This window comes from Poriferisphaera corsica (assembly GCF_007747445.1).
GTDB lineage: Bacteria > Planctomycetota > Phycisphaerae > Phycisphaerales > Phycisphaeraceae > Poriferisphaera > Poriferisphaera corsica.
This window is the reverse complement of sequence record NZ_CP036425.1, coordinates 1,571,020-1,594,134: the sequence shown is the minus strand read 5'-3', so window position 1 is coordinate 1,594,134 and position 23,115 is coordinate 1,571,020. Positions and strand designations below refer to the sequence as shown.

Below are 23,115 nucleotides of genomic sequence, written 5' to 3'. Positions count from 1 at the left end.
AAACACCCCCAACGTCCAATAATATGCCGAACAATCATCAACCAATCAGGCCGCCTGATTTTCACTACAAATTCTTATTATTTCGAGTTATTCGTAGTTATTGATTGAATTTGAGAAATTGATGATGTTTGCCCTTGCATCTTCGCTAAGGACTTTTCCATATTGGTAAAATCTCGAACGAGCCTTTCTCTTTTCGCTGCCAACCTCGCGTCCAAATCTTTGATTTTCTGATCATTGAGTTTCTTTTGTGCGTCTAAAATACCAATGGCGCGTTCAATCGGGCTGGAATCTTTATCTGACAAACGTTTTATCAGTAAATCAAGCTCCACCCCGATGCCAGATGCGATCAGTTTTTCTTCATCTTTCTCACCATCACCATCTTCATCAACCTTTTCTGTTTGCCTCCATGTGAACAGATCGATCACCGCATCACGATCCTCCTGAATCGCCTCATCAAACTTCGTTGCATCAAACCTCAACTTCCCTCCTGAACCGACCGTCACACCAACCTCTGATAATGAGTGATAGCGGCCCGGCACTTCCGGATTCCCGTAAAGTACTGAGTTATAAATTGATCGTGTTATCTGTGACGTTGCAGAATCACCAAACAACAAACCGCGTGTATTTGTATCCGCATCATACGTATCATACTTATTGATTGTGGCTAGCATATCATTAAACGCGTCAACAAAACCTTTCACCGAGCCTCTGATTGCTTCATTATCCTCAGCGATTGTCACCTGAATTGGTGATGTACTAGTCGATTTCAAGTCAATCGTCACACCCGGAACCAGATTCTTGATCGTATTACTGCTTGATGTAACAGCCAATGCATCAGCCGCATCGCCCGTACCATAAAACACGACCGCATCCTGTGCTTCAGCAAGATTAAACGCATTAAAGCCTGCACCACCATCATCAAAAACAAATGCACCATCAGTGCCCGGCTCACGTGTCGTCATACTCAGACGGAACGGTGCGTTACCCGAACCATCATTGATGATTGTTGCACGCATGTTCAAATTTGCATCATTGATTTTCGTCGCAATTTCTTGCAACGAATCGGTCGCTTCGACTTCAATTTTCTTCTCAAAACTGCCATCCAAATCCTCCCCAGGTTCCGCAGCCTCACCTAAAAACCCTAAATCAGATGCTGTACTGGATCCATCCTCCTCAACCTTAATCTTTACAGTCCCCGGCCCCATATCCCTTAAAAGTATCCCATCACCATTTTCATTAATTGAAGCCTGAATCTTCAAACCGCGGCTATTAATCTCACTAATCACATCCGCCAATGTCACTTCATTACCCTGCGTCAAGTCAACCGTTGCTGTCCTGCCACTACTATCTGTGATCTTAAATTTACCGCGTGTAACACCCAAGCTTTCAAGTGTCGTGGCTTCAGAAATGTATTGCATCTGTACATTACCACCATCCACCAAACGACTCGTATGCGTCCCATTTAGATTGAAACTTTCCGCAACCTTACCACTCACATCGGAAATTTCTAAAGCTCCGCTTCCACCCGATTTATCCTCGATTTGTAGGCCATTACCATTATTATTGATCTTAACCTCAACCCCTGCTCCGCTTTCATTAATCAACCGTGCAACATCACTCACACTACGCGCAGCACTTAAATCAACATCTTTTGTATCCCCTGCCGCATTCTTGATCCGAACAATCCCCATGCCACTATTATTATTTGGCTGTAGGTTACTCAAATCCAAACCTGTGATCGTATCCTCTGTCTTCGCCGCCGCTAGTCCCAAGCTCTCAGCAGTCGCAACACTCCCCGAAGTCGACTCGATCTGAAATTCACCCGAGCCACCGCTATCATCATCCGCGATTAAATGCCCATCACTAAATGACAACAAAATCACCCCGCCAGTCTCACTCTCAACATGATCAATCAATTCTTGTATGGTCGACAAACCATCAATATCGATCGCATACGAATCCCCATCCCGATCAGTAATCGTAAGATCTGCATCACTATTACCACTCGTTTTTATCCCTTCCCCATTGTTGAGCAAACTCAAACTTGTCGAGCCAGTTAAGCCCACCCATCCATTGGTAATCCCATCACCACCATTGATATTCTTTAATAACTTTGAGTTGATCGAAGCAATCAAACGGTCACTCATCACACCGTCGCCATCTGCATCATATCCCTCAATACCAAGATCAACCGCAGCCTGCGAACCATTTATAACATTCACACGAAAATCGGTTCCACTCCCAGTCCCATCGTTCAATGCCAACCCCGTACCATCCGCGCTGATATCAGCCGTCACACTAATACCTGCTGTCGTGGCTGCCTCATTGATCTTATCGATCACATCCCCAAGCGTCGTCGCCTTCCCTAAATCAACCGTAAATTCACCACTGTTTGTCTTGATTCGAAAATCATCCGTCTCATCTTGATTCATATGAATCCCGTTGCCATCATTCAGATCTGATAGCAACGTATTTCGCCCAACACGGTTGATACTGCTCCCTACAAGCGTATCACTCGCCACAGAATCCTTGATACCCAGACTCGTCGCTGTTTTCGTCTTACCAACATCCTCAATAATAAGACTGCCCGATGTGCTACCGGTATTATCACGAATCGTCAGACCGTCCTGTGTAATACTGGCAATAACATTCACACCCAATGTGTTATTGATCGTGTCGACGACATCATCCACTGTCACCGCTGTCCCCAAATCAATGAATGCCGCGTTCCCCGATCGGTCGGTCACACGAATTACCCCACGCTCAACACCTTCACCACCATTCATCGCACTCAATTTCGATGTCGAATCCAACCTCGCGCCGCCCGGCTCAAACGTCATCGTATTGGTTAAACCCAAGTCATCATCTTTCGCACCAAAACCCTTTGTGACCGTCTGCTGACTCGCCACTAATTGCTTTACGATAAATGAATAATTACCTGGCACCGCTGTTTTTGATGTCGTTGCGGTCAACACACTCTCATTTGATGTGCTCGCTAACGTCGCGTTGAAAGTAGTTGGTAAGCCTAGATTCGAGGACTGTCCTTTCAATGCCAACAACTGCGCATTGACAGTCTGATACGCCGTCTTCTGCGTATCAATCTTCAGGTTCTTCTGCTCAATCAGCGTCTTGGGCTTCGAATCAAGCTGAATTAACTGGTCAATCAGCGCTCCGGAATCAATACCACTGATCAAACCGACACTAGTAGTAATCTGGCCCATCTTGATGGACCCCCTCTTTCAAAACAACGATATCACAACGTATCAATCTATTTATCGTCCGATATTCTTTGGTATCTTGAGTCCAATCACTGGATTTTCTTTCCCAATAAACCTTAATTTGCTGTTTACCAAACACTTACACCTCCAACTAGGTTACAAAGCATTCCCAAAAACCTGCAATTCCCCCTACAAACCAGCCCCCGTCTTTAGCCGACTACTATTACGGAGCATTCTCAATTATTCCCCATCCCACAAGGCCCGCGGATGCCCCTGAGCAATCTCAAATCGACTGTCCGAAATGCCAAGCGATACGCCGACATCGCCCATGTACTCTTGCGCTACGGCTTCGGCGATATCCTCGCCTCAACAGGCCTCAACCGATTTCTAAAATCCAATGGCGACGACAAAGATCCATCAAGCAAAACTGCCACACCACCTGAAAAAAACAATATCTCCGACCTCGCTGAACTCCCCCGACCAGTCCGTATGCGACGTGCGATGGAAGAACTCGGCCCCACCTTCATCAAGCTCGGCCAAATCCTCTCCACACGCGGCGATCTGCTAGACAGCCAGTGGATTGATGAACTTAAAAAACTACAGGATGAATGCCCCCCATTCCCATACAACGAAGTTGAAGCCATCCTCAAAGATGAGTTCGGCGATCAGCTCTTTAAAATCTTCAAGTATATCTCACCTCAACCCCTCGCCGCTGCTTCAGTCGCGCAAGTACATCGCGCAACCCTTGCCAACAACACCAAAGTCGTCATTAAAGTACTAAGACCCAATATCCGTGAAGTCCTTGAAGCCGATATGAGTATTCTCGAAACAGTCGCGAAAATGCTCGAAAAGCATGACCATTCTCTCGGCTTTTCCCCGACCGAAGTCGTCCAAGAATTTGCTCAAGAAATCCACAAAGAGGTCAACCTCACCAATGAGGGCCGTGCCGCCGATCGACTCAGCAAATACTTTGCAGAAAATCCAAATATTTTCTTCCCCGAAATTTTTTGGCATGCCACAACCCGAAACATTCTCACCATGAAGGAAGTCCATGGCCTGCGACTCTCTCAATACAAACAAGGCGATCTCACAAAAAAGCAACTTCAACGAGTCCTCGCCAATTGCGCCGATGCCGTCTTCCAGCAATGTCTTGAATTTGGCTTCTTTCACGCCGACCCGCACACCGGCAATATCTTCGTCCTCGATAACCAGAAAGTATGCTTCATTGACTGCGGCATGGTCGGCCAAATCGACAAACGCACCGCGGAGCAACTCGGCGATCTTGTCTCAGCCGTCATTGACCAAAACACCGAAAAAGTGATACGCGCCGTCGCACTACTCGTCGACCTCGATCCTGACGTTGCCGACCAACGCAAATTCCGATCTGACGTCACAGAATTCATTGGCCATTTTCGTATCAATGAAATCGCTGAACTCAACCTCGGCAATCTGCTCGGCGAGTTCTTTGACCTCCTACGACGATACAACATCAAATGCCCTTCCGATCTCGTCTTCCTCATCAAAGCCATGACCACAATCGAAGGGGTCGCCGAGCAACTCGACCCAACCTTCGACCTCGTCGGCCACGTCGAACCTCATCTCACCAAACTCATCAAACAACGCATTTCACCAACTGCCATTCGCCATCGAATTCAGCGCACAATCTCTCGTTACATCGACATCATCGAAGACGCACCCTCCGACATTCTCGGCCTGCTCAATCATCTCAGACACAACCAATTCACTATCAACTTTGAACTCGCCAAACTTGAGCAATTAGACAACACCATCGAACACGCCTCCCGCTCAACCTCCCAAGCACTGATCATCGCGGCACTTCTCATCGCATCATCCATGCTCATACTCTCCGATCGAATCGCACAAGGCACAGGTTACCTCCTCGGCTTCGGAGTCTTGGGATACATCCTCGCCTTCATCATGGTCTCATGGTTATTCGTAACGACACACTTCAGAAAACGAAAATAAGTTTCGTAAACAGCTTTAACATTAAGGAGTTATCAACATTCAGGCCTCTCCCAGTGCCAACACCCTGTCACTAGAAATCGCTAGGCTCAATTCTTTTTTTATCGATGTAATCAATTCTCTCTTTTCGTTTAACTTCTTATCAATCAAGCACTGATGATATTTTCTAACAAACAGGTTAACCCGCAAAACGCTCTATCTTTTTAAATATAAAACTTTTAACGCGCGTTTAGCTCTTGAAAAACTTATTCACACCTGAATAATGCTGTTGGCAGGTGTCACAATTGTCGCAAAATGTTACTACTACTAGTTTTCCCACTATCTGTAATTACGCATACAGAAAATGACCAACGATATCACCAATAATAATCAGCTTGAATCCCCGCTCTTCGGCTCTCTCATACACGCAACCGAAGTATCCTCATCTATTCTCAAATCGCACATCGCCATTGGCTGCATCGTTGATCATAAAAACAATGCACAATCTCACTACATCAGCGCAAACCACTTCAACACTAGCCAAGACAAAATTAACAACCTCATCCCCATCACGCAGCACATCCGCAGCCTCAAACTGAATTCCAGCACGATCACAATTACCGATATCGCATCGCACCCCAATCACACACCATTCATCCTCCAGCAACCACTAAACGACAGTACAACGATCTCAGACCTCATTTGCCTCAACCTAGATGTCAACATCAACACCAACATCCTCATCGTCTATCTCCGCTGTAACGATGCCACACCTTTCACCGAACAAGCCATCAGCCTCCTCGAGCAACTCAAACCAAACATTGCCCGCATGCTTACCTTCGGAGCTCAACGCGAGCTGCTCGGCCACGACAGCGACTTACCGCATGCACCCAATACCCCATCTCCACTCAATCAAATCAACAAGCTCAGCAAGACTGAACGCATCGTCTTCGATCATCTCCGCAAAGAAATGACCGAGAAAGAAATCGCTCAGGTCATGTCACGTTCAAAACACACCATCCACGTTTACGTCAAAAACATCTACAACAAGCTCAACATCTCCTCTCGCCGCGAACTACTAGAACTCTACGATCAGTTAAAAAATCTCATCAACAAGTAGCATCTTCCAAACATTAAAAAATGGCTGAATTTTCTATATAATTCCAGCCATCATTAATGATCTATCTACTGATTAGTTATTCTACTCTTTAACTTTTTTCATCGCTTCTTGAAGATCCGACCACACCTTCATGCGGTTCTCTTTCGTGTACTGCCGCAACAGATACGCCGGATGAAACGTTGGCATCACCGGTATCCCCGGCTTCACACCACGATATGAATGCCACCTCCCACGCAACCTCGTAATCCCCTCTGTCGTATCCAACAACAACTTAGCCGCCGGCCCGCCCAATGTAATAATCACCTTCGGCTCAATAATCGCAATCTGCCTCTGCAAATAATCCCGGCAAGCCTCAACCTCCTCAACAACTGGCGTCCGATTGTTCGGCGGCCGACATTTCACCACATTCGCAATGTAAACTTCACCCCGCTCCATCTGCATCGCCCCAATCTGCTTATCCAGCAACTCACCGCTCTTCCCAACAAACGGCCTCCCCTGCACATCCTCATGATAGCCCGGCCCCTCTCCCACAAACATTACCGCCGCATCAACATCACCCTCACCAAACACCACCTGCGTCCGACCCCGACACAACCCACATTTCTCACACCCACTCACTTCATCCTCATACATCCGTCTCAGCCGCTCAGTCTTATCCTCACGCCCTAGCCCAAGCGCATCAATCGCCACTAACTCGCGCATCCCTCCACCTACCTGCACATTCCCCCGGCTCACAGCCCCACCACCAACACCTCCAGAGACTCCCCCCTGCCCACGCACTCGCCCCGACATCGCCCCCATACGCCCCCCTTGCTGTCCCATAACACTCCCGCCACCCGGTACACCGCCACTCACCACCGGAGCCTGCTCAACAGCAGCCGCAGCAACCCCCTGATCGCACGGCACCGCATCCAAACCCATCAATTTATCGGCCAACACATGCTGACGCGCAATCCGTTTTTTCGTTGATTCATCCATCACCTAACAAGCATACCCAAAATCGGACCCGCCTTCTAACCTCACCAGACCACATGCGTCCGAGAAAACCACCTCTACCACCCAACAATCCCCTTTTCATTTGTTTTTACACAAATTCACCCCGTTGCCCGATGAATATACCGAGTCGCCCGACGTCCTGTAACCAACATTACGTACGTCCACACGCGGCATTCCAGACGCCCGGCCAACGCCGGTACTTCCACTTTACGGAGCACGAAAAAATGTCAGAACACACTAAAAACAAAACGATCCTCGGCCCAGACTGCCGTATCTCTGGTGAACTCGCACTCGACAACGACGCGGTCATCATGGGTCAGTTCAAAGGCACACTCCGCGTCAGCGGCACACTCGAACTCACCGACTCCGCCGAAGTCGCTGGCACCATCATCGTTGGCCATCTACGTCTCGCAGGCCGCGCTGAAGCCGACGTCATTGCCGAGAACGGCCTCGAGCTCCTACCTGGCGCTCAGCTCATCGGCCAAGTCTACACCTCGAACCTCAACGTCGTCGAAGGCGCTTCCTTCCAAGGCGATGTCTGCATCGGCCCGAAAGCTATGGAAGCTGCTGGCGACGTCCTCGCACAGTCCAACATCCCAGCACCTGCCCCTACAGCTCACGACTACACCGATGACCAGATCATTGATGACACCATCGAAGAAGTCGAAGCCAGTGAAGTCAAAACCGTACCTGGCTCCGTCAACGCAATCCTTCAGCGTCGTCGTGCCAAAGTACTCTCGACTCGCGGCTAAACCGCGAATCAAATTCTCTTAACTGACATTAAGCGATATAAACCGCAGGCTTTCGGGCCTGCGGCTTTTACCCCTCCTTCGCTTCTTCGTCTATCCTACGGTTAGCACTCACCTCATAAGGCAGCCTCACCAATGCCCATCAAACCGGCATTAGTCGCATTCCACCCAAAAGGGCCAAAACCTCAAGCTGTCCGCAGCGTGATGTGCCCACACTGCTCGAAAAATTTCGAGATCTCTAAACGTGCTCTCTCCATCCGCTGCCCACAATGCACCAGACCTTTGCAATTCTCTGACTTCACACTCCGTGATCGCGTCGAAGGCGACGTCTCCACCATGGGACACATTGAACTCGACCAGCACGGTGAAATGTCAGGCAGACTCGTCTGTGGCGCTCTCACTTCCGACGGCAACTTCAACGGCAAAGCTATGGTCTATGGCGATATCACACTCCAAACACATTCACTCACCACAGGTACACTCGTCGCAAAATCCCTCTCCATCGCTCACGGCGCTTCCTTCCGCGGCAAAGTAGAAATCTCACCCAAGCCAAATATCTCCCCAACCTCTCATCGACTCTCCTCACACCGCCCCCTCCGCAAAACACCCAAGCGCGTTACGACCGCAAATCAAACGACTTTCAAACCCCTCATCTAACCACCAAAACATCAACACTAAGCTTAAACAGAGCATAAGCAATAAGCCAAAGCGACAAACCCACGCAAACACAATTGCTCCTAATCAACTAACGACTCAACAAGCACACCATTACACAAACACGCGCTAACGCAGCCCATTATGAACCGTAAACAACAGTTTGCGATTTTTTTTTACACATGCCCTCCCCCACATACCCATCGCAATACCTCTCAGAGTAACTACAATTAACCTCCTTCATAACCAACATTTAGAGCAACACCCCACAGACAACACTCGATGATTTACGACCAATTCATAGAACCTTTAAGTGATGCCATTGGACATTTCTAAAAGAAGAGATATTGATTTTATATCATTATTGCTATAATATCATTTTATACACGAGATTCATCTTTAATACATACTTGGAACGCAGCACAAAACCACTTGTAATCTTCACATTAACTCAGCAATAACCCAATCTCATCCATAACGGTTATAAATCATCAAACGAACGTTCTAAGTCATTTACAACACTTTAAGGTTCCCATCATGTCTACAAAAAGTAAATTCTCAGCAAGCCTAAATGCATTCACATTAATCGAATTGTTAGTTGTCATTTCTATCATTGCTTTGCTTATCGGCATACTCTTGCCAGCCTTGAGCAGCGCTCGCGTTTCTGCATTAAAGATGAAAAGCAACACCAGACTTCGCGGCATGCACCAAGGCCTCATCATCCACGCCCAAAACAACAAAGGTTTTTACACCGGATTTGATGCCGCATCCACCAAATGGAAAGCCAAATGGAAAGGCTACGACATGATCTCCATCGACACGAACGGCACCATGCCCGAGGTTCGCTTCTCTGAGCTTACCCAGTTTAATTACGTCACCTCCGAATACCTCATCCATCCCGCCGAACCTTTCGACAAACAACCCTGGAAAGAAGGCGGCCCCGACTTCGACTACATCCATTATTCATACGCACTCAACGAACTCGGCTGGGACGATGGGCTCCCCGCTTACAAAAACGTCCGCGAAGAATGGTCTGAAACCCTCGATGCACGCACGCCCGTCATCTCAGATCGCCTCTACAAACTCGTTGGCGGATCCGTCAACCAATGGAACCATGATTACTACATCGGCATGTACAACGACAAGCCCGGCAGTCTCGAAGCCGGCATAGTCTGGAATGACGGACATGTCGCATTTTCAAACTCACCCGTCGTCGAGAATACATACATCGGCCGTGTCACCAACACCTTAGATAACATCTACTCCCGCGGCGCCGACTCCCAGGAAGGCAACGTACAAAAACCTACGCCAGACAGCATCAATGAAGGCTGCTCCGCACGCATGAACAGTCGGCAATGGGATGCCGAACAACCCGAACACTAATCAAACATTAGCATTCACCAACCCAATCATGTTATAAACTTATACCGTTTCACATACGTACATAAAGCATATGACAATGCAATACCGTCATCTATCAAAACACATTGCCCTCATGCCGTTGTGCCTCTGCCTGCTCATCTTTATCACATCCACACCCGCTTTGAATGCAAATCAGCACACCCCCAAAAAACTCCTCATGCACTATATGCCATGGTACAAAACCCCTGAGATCCGAGGCGAATGGGGCCAGCATTGGACCGGTTTTAACAACCAGCACAACCCTGAAAAACTTTCCCCCAACGGCCTCCCCGATATCTGGTCAAACTACCATCCTCTCATTGGCCCATACGACTCCTCCGACCCCGATGTTCTCGAGTACCATCTCCTCCTCATGAAAATCGCCGGCATCAACGGCGTCATCGTCGACTGGTACGGCATCGAAGACTTCGCCGACTACGGCGAAATACACATCGCCTCCAACGCACTCTTTAAAGCCACAAAAAAATTCAACATGGATTTCGCTGTCTGCTATGAAGATCGCACCGTCGAATACATGGTTCAAAAAAAGCATCTCCCCAAAGAGAACATCACACAACACCTCACTCAAACCATGCAGTGGCTCGAACAAAACTGGTTCAACCAACCCAACTACGTCAAAGTCAATGATCGCCCACTCCTGCTCAACTTCGGCCCGATCTACATCAAAGACGCTAGCCATTGGCAACAAGCCTTCAAACTCCTTAATACACCACCCGCATTCTTCCCACTCCATCATTTATGGAAAAGCGTCAAAGCCGACGGCGGCTTCACATGGGTTCATCCTTCTGCTTGGAATGACAAAGAGAAAAACAAAAACATCCGCCGCTCACTTCTTCACGAATTTAATTACACATCAAATGACCCCAACAAAATCATCCCCTCAGCCCTACCCGGCTTCAATGACGTCTACGAAAATAGCTACGAAGGCATTGATCACCGTAACGGCAAAACGCTCCAGGAATCACTCAGCGCTACATTCGCCGGACAATGGCCCATCATCCAACTCGTCACCTGGAACGACTACGGCGAAGGCACCATGATCGAACCCACCATTGAATTCAATTACCTCTTCCTCGAAATTATCCAAGATCAGCGCAAAATAGAACACAACCCAAACTTCATCTACACCAAGCAAGACCTCCGATTACCGCGCCAACTTTTCAACCTCAGGAAATTAAAACACACTTCACAGGATCAACTCGATCAAATCGCACAACTCATCGCAACTGGCCAAACAAATCTCGCCCACAAACACATTAATAAAATCAACTCAACACGCCCTCAATAATTCCCCTAAAATACCCACCTACCCCCGACTAAACCAAAACTAAACAATCTCCTTCAAAATACAGCTAAAACAATGGCACCCAAACCCAAATACCAGGAAGTCGTCAAGATCATCACCCGCCGTATCAACGCCGGCGACTACTGTCTAAAAAGCTTGCCCGGCGAACGCCGCATCGCCGACATCACCGGCGTCAGCTACATGACCGCACGCAAAGCCGTCAACGAACTCCTAAACACCGGCGTTCTCGAACGACAAGACAACGGTACACTCAACATCCACCCACACTACAACCGCAAGCTCGGCAAAACCCACGTCGTCCTCCTCTATCCCTCCTACCCCTCACATCACCTCAACCAATGCCGCACACTCATCTCCGACAACCTCGCCGACCAAGACGCCGCCATCCGCCCCATGCAGTACACCCATTGGGACGATCCCATCATCCTCGAAGCCCTCGACAACGCACACGGCGTCATCCTCATCGCAAACACCGAACCCATCACCCAAAATGTCCTCAATGAACTCAACTCAAACAATCACAAAGTCGTCATCTTCGACTCCGACTTCACGCAGCACAACATCCCCTCCATCCAAATGTTCCCTGAGCAGCACCTGCTTATGCTCTTTGACAAAATCGCAAAAAAATGGGGCAGCAACATCGACCTGCTCAACACGCAAGGCCACGACGTCGAAATACAACGACGTCTTCGCATTTGGCAACAATGGGCCTCATCCCAAGGCATCAACACACAAATTTGGGACGACCCCTCCCCCGCATTCACCGATTCACGCGAACGTTCATACAAATTCATGAAACGCATCACGCAAGAAAAGCTCTCCTCCGCAAACGCATTCATCTGCACAACCCAAGACGTCGCCGTCGGTGCCATCCGAGCTTGCCACGATATCAAAATCAACATCGGCAAGGACCTCGCCATCGCCGCCTTCAACATCGGCTCCGATTCGCGATACTTCTACCCCTCCATCACAGGCCTCGATTTCCCCGACATCCACAACCAACTCCTGACCTGCCTCAAATGGTTTTCTTCTTCCGAAAAAGATTGGAACCAACCCCTCCTCCTCGCCAGCGACATCCCACAGCTCTTCCTCTGCGAATCCACCGGCCACTAGCATCACATCGCCTAAGACATCATCCAACATACATAAGCCAACCCCGATCCACACACCGCAAGCCAATCGCTTGCGTTTTATTTATCACACGCCCGCACACCCTCAGAATTTTACTAATCATACCGACTACACTAAAATTCCAAACACTTATTGTTCGCAATAAGCCTCACCGCCTGTGCTAATTTCCGTTGGCGATTGAGCCATTTCAACAGCTTTCAATCCACAACATCATCCCGTAACATCTACCTGAAAGCACAGGCTATGATATCTTTTCGTACACACTCCACCGCCGCCCTTCTTGCAGCTTTCTCCTCCCTCACGCTCACCACCCCCTCCCACGCAGGCTGGGTAAAAACCGGCTCCACCTACGACTACCACGCCGATGCAACCGGCACCGCTACCGTCTTCGAAAGCGCTTCCAGCACAACCTTCAACCTCGCCGACACCATCCACAGTTCAGACCCTTCCTCACCCTACATCATCGACCTCACAGGCAACACCGCCAACTACTGGCTCCATGGCAACGGCGCAACCGTAAATATCAACGGCAAAGTCGATATCACCTCCGACAAATCCGGCTTCCGGGGCATCGGTTTCTACGGTAACTCAACCCTAAACACCTCAGCATCAACACAACTCATCGTCCACGCCACCGGCAATCACGCCGCAGCAATTTACAGCGCCAAATACTTCAACGACATCAACGGCAACATCGAGATCCACACCAATCAAAACTCAAGTCACGTCACTGCCATCCAACGTTATGGCGACATCGTCATCAACGACATCACCGAATCCGCACACATCTACGCATCAGGTGGCGATTACACCAACGTCATCAAATCCAACGACACACTCGGCAACACCGAAGGCAACCTAACCATCAATCAACTTGCAGGCGACCTCACACTAAATACCTATGGCGGCACATTTCTCTGCTCCGCGATCACAGCTGAAAATAACATCACCATTGGCTCAATCACCAAAGACTCACAAATCAATCTCATCGGCAACGGCGGCACAGCCATCCGCGCCAATGAAGGCGACATCGACATCACCGGCGATCTCGCTGGCCAAATCATCGGCGCAGAAAACGCAAGCGTTACCGGCTTATTCGCAGACGAAGGCAATATCACAATCAACAACGTCACCGAAGATTTCCTCATCTCCGGAACAGGGGGCGGCACCGGCATCTTCGCAAGAAAAAACCTTACTTTCACCAACGACTTCTCAGGCAAAATCAACATCTCAGCCACAGGCTACAACTCAGATGCAACAGGCATGTTCGCCTACTACGGCTACACCCTCAATATGCCAACCTTTGCCAAAGAAGCATCCATCATTCTGCATTCCGAGCAAGGTGATGTTCGCGGCATGCATGGCGATACAATGAACACCAGCACATTCGCTGGCGACATCATCGCACACACAAACTCACAAGCTTGGCTAGGCTACGGACTATATTTCACCGAACTCAATATTGATACCATCACAGCAGATTCACAAATCTCCGTATCCGCTCCCAATACCGGTGCATTCGCAATCATTGGCAATGACATCGACATTCAGCACATCGATGGCAACATCTCCGCTTCTGGCAAAACCAAAGCAATCGCAATCGGGGGTTACCGGTCACTAAACCTGCCAGATATCACAGGCACCATTACTGCGACCGCGACAGACACAGATGCGAAAGTTGCAGCTATTACGACCGAACGTATCTATAACAACGTATGGGAAGAGAATAACCCAAGTGACGACATCGTCACCATCGCCAACGGCGGCTCCGTTACCGGCGACATCCGTCTTGGCAACCAAGTCACCACAGGCGATACACTCACTCTCAAAAACCAAGCCACGGTCATCGGCGACCTCATCAACGTCGAAACACTTAACCTCATCCAAGACACCCCTTCCCTCACCATCCCCGCACCAGTCTTCAATATCACAACCAACTCTGAAGTCGACGAAACAAACAAAATCAATACACTCGACACCATCGACCTCCAGGCAGGCACACTCAACTTCGCTGGCAACCTAAGATCAACAACCTTCAACGCCGCCAACAACACAACCATCCAAACCACAGGCAACATCACTTCCGACTCACTCACCATCGGCGACAACTGCACACTTATCGTTCCAATCAATGCCGCTGAAAAATCCACTGGCAAGTTCGTCGCAGACACCGTAAGCATCGGCAAAAACCTCACTATCAAATCCAAACTCGATGGCCCAATTCGCCAAACAACCTCATTCACGCTCATCAAATCAAACACTCTCTTCACCATCGACACATCCGCTGGCGATAACCCTATCTACATGTTAGACACTGCACTCATCGACTATGAATCCGAACTCTCAGTCGATGGCGGCTCCATCATCATCACCGCAACAACCTTCGGCGACCTGCAAGATCACGCCGCATCAACCTCATTTGGTGCTGCAAAATCCCTGCAAAACGCACTCGATTCCGCATCCATCTCCGACGTCGACTCTGTCCTCGCACAATTCCAAGCCATGGATGAACCGACCCTACAAAAAGAACTAGAAAAAATCACACCACAGCAATCTCTCTCAACCGTTGCCGCCTCATCTTCAATCACAACCTCATTCTCAGGCAAACTTGCAGGCCGCACCTCAACAATGTCTAACTCAAAGTTAGCCTCAACCTCCTCACCCAACGCATATCCTCTACTCCTACAATCCGAAGAACCCGACACAGAGAACCAGTACGCATTCTGGACTTCAGCCTTTGGCTCAATCGCAGAGCAAGACGACACTGACAACATCGCAGGCTATCAATCACGATCAGCCGGTTCACTCATCGGCATTGATCGTAAACAAGACAATCTCCTCATCGGCGCTGCCCTCGGCTTCGCGCACGCTGATATCGACACCAACCAATCACGCGGCTCTACCGACCTCGACGCACTCACCACCGCAGCATACTTCGCATACACACCATCTAACCTTCAAATAGACGGCGGCGTCATCTACACACTCGGCTTCTCCGATTACAAACGCGAAACCGCCCTAGGCCGCACCGCTGAAGCCGACGATGTCACCTCACACGCATTCACCAACTACCTCGGGCTCAGCCAATCCTTCACCTCAAACAACGACCGCCTCACCCTCACCCCACACGCACAAATCTCCTACACCTACTTCACACAAGACTCATACGAAGAGTCCAAAGCCGACGCACTCAACCTCGCCGTCGATTCATTCGATGCCCACACCCTCTCCTCAACCCTCAGCTTCGCCGCTGCCTACCAATACAACGATCAACTCACGCTCAATTCAAAACTCGCATACATATACGACATCAATAACGACGCACCCGAAGCCACCGCAACCTTCCAGGCCCCCGGCTCAACCCCCTTCTCAACCAAAGGCATCGAAACCGACAAATCCGCCATCGAACTCGGCCTCGGCATGAGCTACCAAACGAGCGACACCATCAATACATCCCTCGATTACAACTACCAACACCGCAGCAGCTACAACGCTCAATCCCTAACCCTAAAACTCCGCATCCTCTTCTAATTCCTCCATTACAAACACAAACTAAAAACCGCAAGCACCTTCACTTGCGGTTTTTCTATAACCGTTACCCATCCAAGACGCCTCCATCCAAACAAAATACAACCACCCAACTAACCATACCCTCAAGTGGAACAACTCCTTCCCCACCCAACCAACGATACGCTACAGTGCAACAACTCAACAGTAATTAGCAAATCCCATACCAAACTCATCCCTATCCAAAACATGCGCACAAGCACGCAATCGCCCTTCAAAAGCGTGCAATTCTTTCACTATTACTCACCATTCTTTACTCATTCCACGCCATTTCTAATCATTTCTTAGCCTTTTAGACCATTTCCATCTACGGGAAAGTCATCAAAAATCTAAAACTGTGCGCACATTCGCACACTGTATCTTCTTGTTTCACAGTATTTATTACGTTTCTCGCAAAAAACCAACCCAATACAGCACGCATCACGTCCATTTCAAACTACCAACTTTTAAAAACACACAATTGATGACCATTGTAAAATCCAACATCAAAACAAACCGTGCGCACAGAGCAAAAACATCAATGCTCAGAACCCGCAAACCCAAGATTCTTTCGCAGCCAATCATCCTGCTTCAACACACTCTTCCGCTGTCGATACGCCTGCTTCTCTGCATTCTGCTGCGCTTTATCAAACGCTCGGCTACCATTCATAAACTTACCCAAATACCGCGCAATCTTGCTCGGCCCATACCGAATCACCAGATCATCATCCATCGCTGCAAACGAAATCGCACTACCCGGATCACCCTGCCGCCCCGCGCGACCAAACAACTGTCGATCCACCCTGCCCGTCTCGTTTCGTTCGCACGACACCACATGTAATCCGCCAAAATCCTTCACCTCCTGTTTCAACTTGATATCTGTTCCACGCCCCGCCATATTGGTTGCAACAGTAACCCGACCTTCTTGGCCGGCCGCTGAAACGATGTCCGCTTCCTCCGCATGATTGACTGCATTGAGTACCTGATGTTCAATCCCCGCTTTCTTCAACAGATCACTCATTTTCTCACTTGTCTCAATACTGCGCGTGCCAATCAGGATCGGGCGTTTGGATTGATGCACACGTTTCACTTCCTCAATCACACCCTGCCAGCGCTGCTCATCGTTGCTGAATACTTTTTCAGGCAACTGTTCGCGGACACATGGTTTGTTCGTCGGAATACGAACAGTTGGCAGTCGATACATCTGCCACATCTCGTTTCGTGCTTCCCATCCTGTTCCCGTCATGCCGCCGATACGTGGGTATAACCTGAAAAACCGTTGGAAACTGATCCGTGCAAGTGTTTCCTTCGCGCCGGTTACCGGGACATCTTCTTTGGCCTCAACCGCCTGATGTAAACCGGCTCGCCATGTTCTGTCGGGCATCAACCGTCCGGTTGACTCATCTACGATCACAATCTTCTTATCATCAATGATGTACTGCTCGCCCTCATTGAATAGGTGAGCCGCGGTAAGTGCCTGATTGACCCACTCTTCACGCATGCGACCGCTTTGCCATATACCTTTCATTTCTTCAGTTAGTTCCTCAAGATGATGATTACCTTGCCTTGTTAATTCAACCTCTTTGAATTTGACGTTAACTTTATAATCCACGTTTTCAATGAGTTGCTGAGCAAGCTCACGGGCTTCATGGTAGGCGGCTTCTTCCTCGGTAGAATCGGAATCGCCGGAGATGATGAGGGGGGTCACGGATTCATCAACGAGAATCGAATCGGCTTCATCAATAACAGCGGCGGCGAGGCCGCGCATCACGAGTTTGTTTGAGACGCCCTTCTTACCTGAGCGTACACGGTCCAGGATTGAATGCGTGAGTGAGCGGATACTGCCGAGCTGAAGTTTGTCACGCAAGTAATCAGCGGCAACGTTCTGATGCGTCGCATATGTGACGTCATCGTAATATGCATTACGGCGATCGTTGGGCGCCATCTCATTGGTGACAGCGGACACTTTTAGGCCGCAGTATTCATAAACTGGCCGCATTTCTTCAGCGTCTCTATGCGCGAGATAGTCGTTAGAAGTCATCACATGAACGCCGCGGCCGCGCCAACCTTCGAGGACTGCTGGCATTGTCGCGGTTAGTGTTTTGCCTTCACCGGTTGCCATCTCTGCGAGCGAGTGACGGGTAATCGCAAGGGCGCAAGCGATCTGATTTTGATAGTGGGCCATGCCAGTAGAACGGCGAGAAGCTTCGCGGACGATGGCTAGTGCGATCATCTGCGATTGATCATCATCTTTACTTCTGCGGTAAATTTCACGGTATTCTTGGATTTTTTCTTTGAAATCTGCTTCGGATAGATCTTTAAAGGTTTCTGAGATTTCGATGATTTTGGCTGCGCGTTTCATGAGTACATGCGTGCGAGGATAGAGATTGACGAACCGCGCGATGCCGGTGTCCCAGAAAGCATCGAAACCTTTAAGCAATTTCTTGGCTTCACGATCACCTTTGAGGGGCTGCCACCTTTTGCATGCCTCCCAAGCAATCTGGGCGTGAATGCGGGGCATATTGGCGGGATCGAGTGCGGACTTGATTTCATCATCTGCGATCGTAAATCGTTCGTGTTGTTTGATGACTTCTGCCATGGATCTATCCAATTACGATGTTCAGTCGTGTTGCAAAATTCTTTAGGTTCGTCAATGAGCTGTGTTCTTTGTGTATTAAACCAAAACGCACCTCACGATCGGCGGTCGTGGTCTTGAGGGGGATTGGGGAGAGGATTTAGATTTGGAAACGGGTTTGAATCAGTTGACGGAAAGTACGCCAACCTTGAGCGAGTACCGTTTTGTTTGGCATATCAAATTGAACAACAACGCGCTGTCCGGGGTAAAGTCTGAAATCAACATCCCTATCGGGGTTAACAAGAACCTCGAAGAATACTTCCGAGGCCATCATCTGGCCGGATTGCTCATCTTGCTGCATAGCCATTTCGCCTCCGGCCTGTTGTCCCAGCGCTTCGGATGGAAGATCGCGTTGTCCTGCGGCGATGACGCGTTCGATGGTGCCCTTAAATTTCAGATCAGGCCTGCCTTGAATGCGGATTTCAACGGGTACTTTTTCGTTGGGTAATTCATAGAGACGAGGCCCGAGAAACTGGTTTGCGGTGACTACGATTTGCATATCATTGAGTGATGCGACTTGTCCGATTTCTTGGCCGCGCTGGACGTATTGCCCAGTAATCGAATCGCCGTTACCAACGATCCAGTTGCCTGTGAATGGCGCTTTCACATTCAAGCGCTGAACATCACGATCCGCACGCTTGATTTCCTCATCGATTGCGTCGAGGTGTTCGCGCATAGCTTTGGCCGAAGCAATATCTTCAGTACGATTTTTACGGTATTTTGCAAGGTATTCGTGTTTTTGAGCGGTGAGCTTATCACGTTCAAATTCGAGATGAACATTTCGCAACTCGACCAGTGGCAAGTCATCATCAGGGTGTACAAAGGCGCCTGATGGGAGAATAGCCTCGACGTAACCCTCGGTTTCGGCGTAAACCGTGGTGATCTGGTCGGGGCGAACGAAGCCTTGCGCACGTGAGCGATCAGGCATGGGGATCGCGCCAATGAGGAGGAAGGCAACGAAAGCTGTTGAGAAAGTAGCGGTGAGTGCGCGAGTACGATTCTTTCGAAGTTCGCCGGAAGTGAAGAGGTAGTGCATCCATTTTCCGAATGGCACGATGACCATACCGATGACGGTGGAGAGGGCCATGATGAGGCCAAGGATGATGAGTTTATCGGCTACAAAGAGAATGATCCCGACAGAGATAAAAACACGGTAAACAGCGCTACTCAATGCGTAGGTTAGAAGCCAGGGTCGTTCTGCGGCTGAGTGGGATGGGTCGTTTGGATTGGGGACGCCGTAAATGTATTTTTTGATGATACAGTAAAGGTATTCTTTCGAGCGATTGGCGAGATTGGGCATTTCGGTGAGGTCTGAGAGGATGTAGTAGCCATCAAAACGGATGAGAGGGTTGGCGTTAAAGAGAAAGGTTGTGACGGATGCGATGAAGATCATGTTGTAGGCGACGGCATGAGGAACTGTGCCCATGGCAGTGTTTGCCCAAACAATCGCGGCGACGGCTGCGATGGCGAGTTCGAGGTACATGCCGGCTGCGCCGATAAATGCGCGGTGGAGTTTATTGCGTAGGGTCCATGATGATGAGGTATCGACATAGGGCATGGGGATGAGTGCGACGAACATAACGCCGATTGTGTGAACTTCACCACCGATGCCTTCGACGCCGCCGCGATTTTCTTTATTGCCAAAGTATTTGCAGGCGAAAGCGTGGCCTGACTCGTGGACGAGTTTGATGATGATGGTCGAGACGAAGAGCCAACCAAGGTTGGACGGCGAGAGGACGGCGGAAGCTTGATTGAAGAATTGCGAGCCATGATTGATGACGTTGAAGACGCCGTAAATGATGAGAACAGTCCAGAGGAGGAATCCGATTGGGCTGAAGATCCAGCCTACGAGGGGCGTCCAATGGTTGAGGAATCGATCGGGGTCCCAAACGGGGATTTTTGAGAAGAGGAGGTTCATGAGGTAGCCGCCAACTTCGCGTTTTTTACGTTCGCGCTGGCGTTCAAACATGCCTGAGACGTCGGGGGTGATGTCAGCGTCTAAAAGATTGTTTTGATAGAGCTGACCGAGGGTTTGAATGACTTCGCCTTGTGTGGGGGCGGCGTCGTGAAGATCGGCGCAAGCTTTTTTCCATGCGTCATCGATGGTTCGATTACCGTCAAGAAGGCCAACGAAGTGGTAGGAAGGTTCGTCGAGGCGATAGAACTTATTATTCGCGGGGTCACGAAGTATATGCCAAATGTGGCCACGGTATTGTTGACGTGTGGTTTGGACGACTGAACGAAGTCGTGGTTTGAGCGGGCCGACACGGTACCATGATTCCGAAAATGTTGGTCTATCAGTTGCCATGTTACTATCTCATGGTTAGTTGAATATGTCTGTTTTTAGAGCCAGAGCTTCATGCGTAGCCAATTGATGGCACCACGTGACCAGCGATGAACGTAGTTAGTTTCCCCGGTGTCGATTTTGGCAAGGCCTTGCATGCCGGGTCGTAGCCATGAGGGCATGGTGTCTAGTTTGACGCGGACGAGGAAAACGTTCTGGCCGTTACGAACCTCGGCCATGGGTTCTACTCGCTCAACGGTAAAATCAATGTAGTTACCGGGTGAGGCTGCAGTGGATAACGAGCCACGTTGACCGGGCTGAACATCATTGATGCGGTCTTCGGGTACGTATAGCTCGGCGCGAAGTGAGTCGATAGGGGCGATTTCAAAAAGAGCTTCGCCACGTTGGACGGCGCCGCCGGTACGGGGCTGAAGGTCACCATCAATAACGATGCCGGTGATCGGACTTTGCATGCGAGCGTCCTCGATATCATCATCAACGATGCCGAGCTCGGCTTTAATGGCATCGGATTTAGCTTGAGCAATGTGGACGTCAACGGTAGAGCCTTCACGGCGAGCGATGTCAGCGTCAATGGTGGATTCAGCAAGACGCGCATTCAGCGCGGCACGGTTTAGCATGAGATCACCGATGGCAAGTGAGGCGAGAACTTGTTGATCGGATGTAACGACGTCGCCGGGTTCGACGAATACTTCATCGATATAGCCATCAAATGGTGATGCGATGACTTGACGTTTGGTGGCGTCGATTTGGAAGGAAGATTCAACCCAATCAGTGGCGGGGATTGTGAAGAGAAGAACTATCGCTGTGAGAAGGCCGATGCCGGTAAGCTTGACCCATGTGTGTGTGGGGCCGACGATTGTTTGGCCGGCTTTTTTGGTAGATTCGAGAAGTTGAAGACCTATCCACTTATTAGATTTTTCGAGATCGTCTACGCGTGGTGCGATGAGATTAGCGAGAAGTCGCATGCCTTCGAGTGCGTTTTCATTAAGTGGTCGATCAAGTGGCATTTCGGCGGTTAGAACGCCGATGAGATGATCGTCACGGCGTAGCGGGAATGAGTAGATGTTACACGGTCCGTAACGATCTGAGAGACGCTTGGCTTGGCGGGAAATGATTGGGACATCGGGTGGTTGCGGAACAAAAACCTCGATATCTTGATCGTAACACTCTTCCATGACCCCTTCGATGTCATGAATGAGCTGCATTTTCCGAGAAAAATTCTCGGTTTGGTTGATCGCGATCACTTTGACGTATTGGCCACGACGCAGGCCAAGTGAGACACGATCGGCACGCCATTCTGTCGCGATCTCATTACAAAGAGCCATCGCGGCGGCTTGAAATTTTTGATGCGTATTAAACTGATCAAGCACAGCAACGGCGCGGGTGACGATTTTCATATCGTCTTCTTGTTTCAATAGCTGGTTGCGTAACTCAAAAGTGGTGTATGCGCCTTGAGTAAGTTTAAGTTGATTGGCGCGTTCGCGAGCAACAGCTTCGGTTTCGACAGCTATCCAGAATGCGCCTAACACACGCTTGGTGTTATCGTAGATCAATGGAAGATAGATGATGAATTCGAGTTTTGCGCCTTCGGATCGCTGGTTGCGTTTGGAAACGTTGTGACGTTTGAGGTAGGCTTGCTTTGCGTTGTTGATCGGGGGAACGTCTTTGAGAGCACGATTGAGCCAATCTGGTAAGCCAGATTTATTATCAAGGACTGGGCGGGAGGCGATTACACCCCAACCTCCAGCATCAGCAGCACCTTGCTGGATAATAGCCCCGGCGGAAGCTTTTGCAACGAGGCATTGAACGGAGAGAAGTTCTTTGACAAAATCAGGGAATGCGCCTTGAAAATTATCAAGACGATCAATCCATTGAGTCGTATCAAAAGAAAGAGACATGCTACGGTTTTGCGAACGACGCTGCACATCGGATTGAGGAATGTTTGTGTTAGTTTTTGCTTGTATTTTTGGGTTTCGCTGTCTTCCTTGAACAACGGCTTGTTTACGTGGTTCAATCATATTCGACCTCATGTTTCATTTGTTAATGCCGCTGTGGGTTCCTTGTGCGTGTC

At 49.3% G+C, this 23,115-nt stretch carries 13 protein-coding genes; 8 read left to right on the top strand and 5 right to left on the bottom strand.

Annotation, left to right across the window (positions count from 1 at the left end):
• Nucleotides 1-77: 77 nt before the first annotated feature.
• Complete coding sequence (gene fliD / locus KS4_RS06375; RefSeq protein WP_145076211.1) at nucleotides 78-3,221, bottom strand: flagellar filament capping protein FliD; 3,144 nt, start codon at nucleotides 3,219-3,221, stop codon at nucleotides 78-80.
• Between the two features lie 264 nt (nucleotides 3,222-3,485).
• On the opposite strand from fliD, the gene KS4_RS06370 reads away from it, so the two are divergent.
• Both KS4_RS06370 and KS4_RS17525 read left to right on the top strand, forming a co-directional pair.
• Nucleotides 3,486-5,204, top strand: coding sequence for an ABC1 kinase family protein (locus tag KS4_RS06370; RefSeq protein ID WP_145076208.1), 1,719 nt, complete (start codon nucleotides 3,486-3,488; stop codon nucleotides 5,202-5,204).
• Between the two features lie 340 nt (nucleotides 5,205-5,544).
• Nucleotides 5,545-6,300, top strand: coding sequence for a helix-turn-helix transcriptional regulator (locus KS4_RS17525; protein WP_200761640.1), 756 nt, complete (start codon nucleotides 5,545-5,547; stop codon nucleotides 6,298-6,300).
• An 81-nt stretch (nucleotides 6,301-6,381) separates the two neighbouring features.
• Here KS4_RS17525 and KS4_RS06360 read toward each other — a convergent pair whose 3' ends face one another.
• Nucleotides 6,382-7,278, bottom strand: a complete 897-nt coding sequence (locus KS4_RS06360) for a uracil-DNA glycosylase (RefSeq protein ID WP_200761639.1) — start codon at nucleotides 7,276-7,278, stop codon at nucleotides 6,382-6,384.
• 242 nt (nucleotides 7,279-7,520) lie between these two features.
• Between KS4_RS06360 and KS4_RS06355 the strand changes: the two genes are divergently transcribed.
• The 6 genes from KS4_RS06355 (at nucleotide 7,521) to KS4_RS06330 (ending at nucleotide 16,089) form a co-directional block, all read left to right on the top strand.
• Complete coding sequence (locus KS4_RS06355) at nucleotides 7,521-8,048, top strand: bactofilin family protein (RefSeq protein WP_200761638.1); 528 nt, start codon at nucleotides 7,521-7,523, stop codon at nucleotides 8,046-8,048.
• A gap of 132 nt (nucleotides 8,049-8,180) precedes the next feature.
• The gene (locus KS4_RS06350) at nucleotides 8,181-8,702 is read left to right on the top strand and encodes a polymer-forming cytoskeletal protein (protein WP_145076202.1); all 522 of its coding nucleotides are present in this window, start codon (nucleotides 8,181-8,183) and stop codon (nucleotides 8,700-8,702) included.
• A 534-nt stretch (nucleotides 8,703-9,236) separates the two neighbouring features.
• Nucleotides 9,237-10,082, top strand: a complete 846-nt coding sequence (locus KS4_RS06345) for a prepilin-type N-terminal cleavage/methylation domain-containing protein (protein WP_145076199.1) — start codon at nucleotides 9,237-9,239, stop codon at nucleotides 10,080-10,082.
• A 76-nt stretch (nucleotides 10,083-10,158) separates the two neighbouring features.
• Nucleotides 10,159-11,409, top strand: coding sequence for a glycoside hydrolase family 71/99-like protein (locus tag KS4_RS06340; RefSeq protein WP_200761637.1), 1,251 nt, complete (start codon nucleotides 10,159-10,161; stop codon nucleotides 11,407-11,409).
• A gap of 72 nt (nucleotides 11,410-11,481) precedes the next feature.
• Nucleotides 11,482-12,540 carry a substrate-binding domain-containing protein gene (locus tag KS4_RS06335; RefSeq protein WP_145076194.1) on the top strand — a complete coding sequence of 353 codons (1,059 nt, stop codon included), beginning with the start codon at nucleotides 11,482-11,484 and terminating at the stop codon, nucleotides 12,538-12,540.
• A 261-nt stretch (nucleotides 12,541-12,801) separates the two neighbouring features.
• Nucleotides 12,802-16,089, top strand: coding sequence for an autotransporter outer membrane beta-barrel domain-containing protein (locus KS4_RS06330; protein ID WP_145076191.1), 3,288 nt, complete (start codon nucleotides 12,802-12,804; stop codon nucleotides 16,087-16,089).
• Between the two features lie 553 nt (nucleotides 16,090-16,642).
• Here KS4_RS06330 and KS4_RS06325 read toward each other — a convergent pair.
• The 3 genes from KS4_RS06325 to KS4_RS06315 all read right to left on the bottom strand — a co-directional run bounded on the left by KS4_RS06325 (nucleotide 16,643) and on the right by KS4_RS06315 (nucleotide 23,062).
• Entirely contained in the window at nucleotides 16,643-18,703 is a 2,061-nt protein-coding gene (locus KS4_RS06325) for a preprotein translocase subunit SecA (RefSeq protein ID WP_145076188.1), read from the bottom strand.
• Nucleotides 18,704-18,839: 136 nt separating this feature from the next.
• On the bottom strand, nucleotides 18,840-21,047 hold the full coding sequence (locus tag KS4_RS06320) for an efflux RND transporter periplasmic adaptor subunit (RefSeq protein ID WP_145076185.1): 2,208 nt from the start codon (nucleotides 21,045-21,047) through the stop codon (nucleotides 18,840-18,842).
• A gap of 35 nt (nucleotides 21,048-21,082) precedes the next feature.
• A complete protein-coding gene (locus KS4_RS06315) occupies nucleotides 21,083-23,062 on the bottom strand; it encodes an HlyD family efflux transporter periplasmic adaptor subunit (protein WP_200761636.1) in 1,980 nt (659 codons plus the stop codon).
• Nucleotides 23,063-23,115: the final 53 nt, after the last annotated feature.

Coding starts and splice junctions, on each gene's coding strand:
- fliD (WP_145076211.1), bottom strand. CDS start 3,221: ATGGGCCAGATTACTACTAGTGTCGGTTTGATCAGTGGTATTGATTCC.
- KS4_RS06370 (WP_145076208.1), top strand. CDS start 3,486: ATGCCCCTGAGCAATCTCAAATCGACTGTCCGAAATGCCAAGCGATAC.
- KS4_RS17525 (WP_200761640.1), top strand. CDS start 5,545: ATGACCAACGATATCACCAATAATAATCAGCTTGAATCCCCGCTCTTC.
- KS4_RS06360 (WP_200761639.1), bottom strand. CDS start 7,278: ATGGATGAATCAACGAAAAAACGGATTGCGCGTCAGCATGTGTTGGCC.
- KS4_RS06355 (WP_200761638.1), top strand. CDS start 7,521: ATGTCAGAACACACTAAAAACAAAACGATCCTCGGCCCAGACTGCCGT.
- KS4_RS06350 (WP_145076202.1), top strand. CDS start 8,181: ATGCCCATCAAACCGGCATTAGTCGCATTCCACCCAAAAGGGCCAAAA.
- KS4_RS06345 (WP_145076199.1), top strand. CDS start 9,237: ATGTCTACAAAAAGTAAATTCTCAGCAAGCCTAAATGCATTCACATTA.
- KS4_RS06340 (WP_200761637.1), top strand. CDS start 10,159: ATGCAATACCGTCATCTATCAAAACACATTGCCCTCATGCCGTTGTGC.
- KS4_RS06335 (WP_145076194.1), top strand. CDS start 11,482: ATGGCACCCAAACCCAAATACCAGGAAGTCGTCAAGATCATCACCCGC.
- KS4_RS06330 (WP_145076191.1), top strand. CDS start 12,802: ATGATATCTTTTCGTACACACTCCACCGCCGCCCTTCTTGCAGCTTTC.
- KS4_RS06325 (WP_145076188.1), bottom strand. CDS start 18,703: ATGGCAGAAGTCATCAAACAACACGAACGATTTACGATCGCAGATGAT.
- KS4_RS06320 (WP_145076185.1), bottom strand. CDS start 21,047: ATGGCAACTGATAGACCAACATTTTCGGAATCATGGTACCGTGTCGGC.
- KS4_RS06315 (WP_200761636.1), bottom strand. CDS start 23,062: ATGATTGAACCACGTAAACAAGCCGTTGTTCAAGGAAGACAGCGAAAC.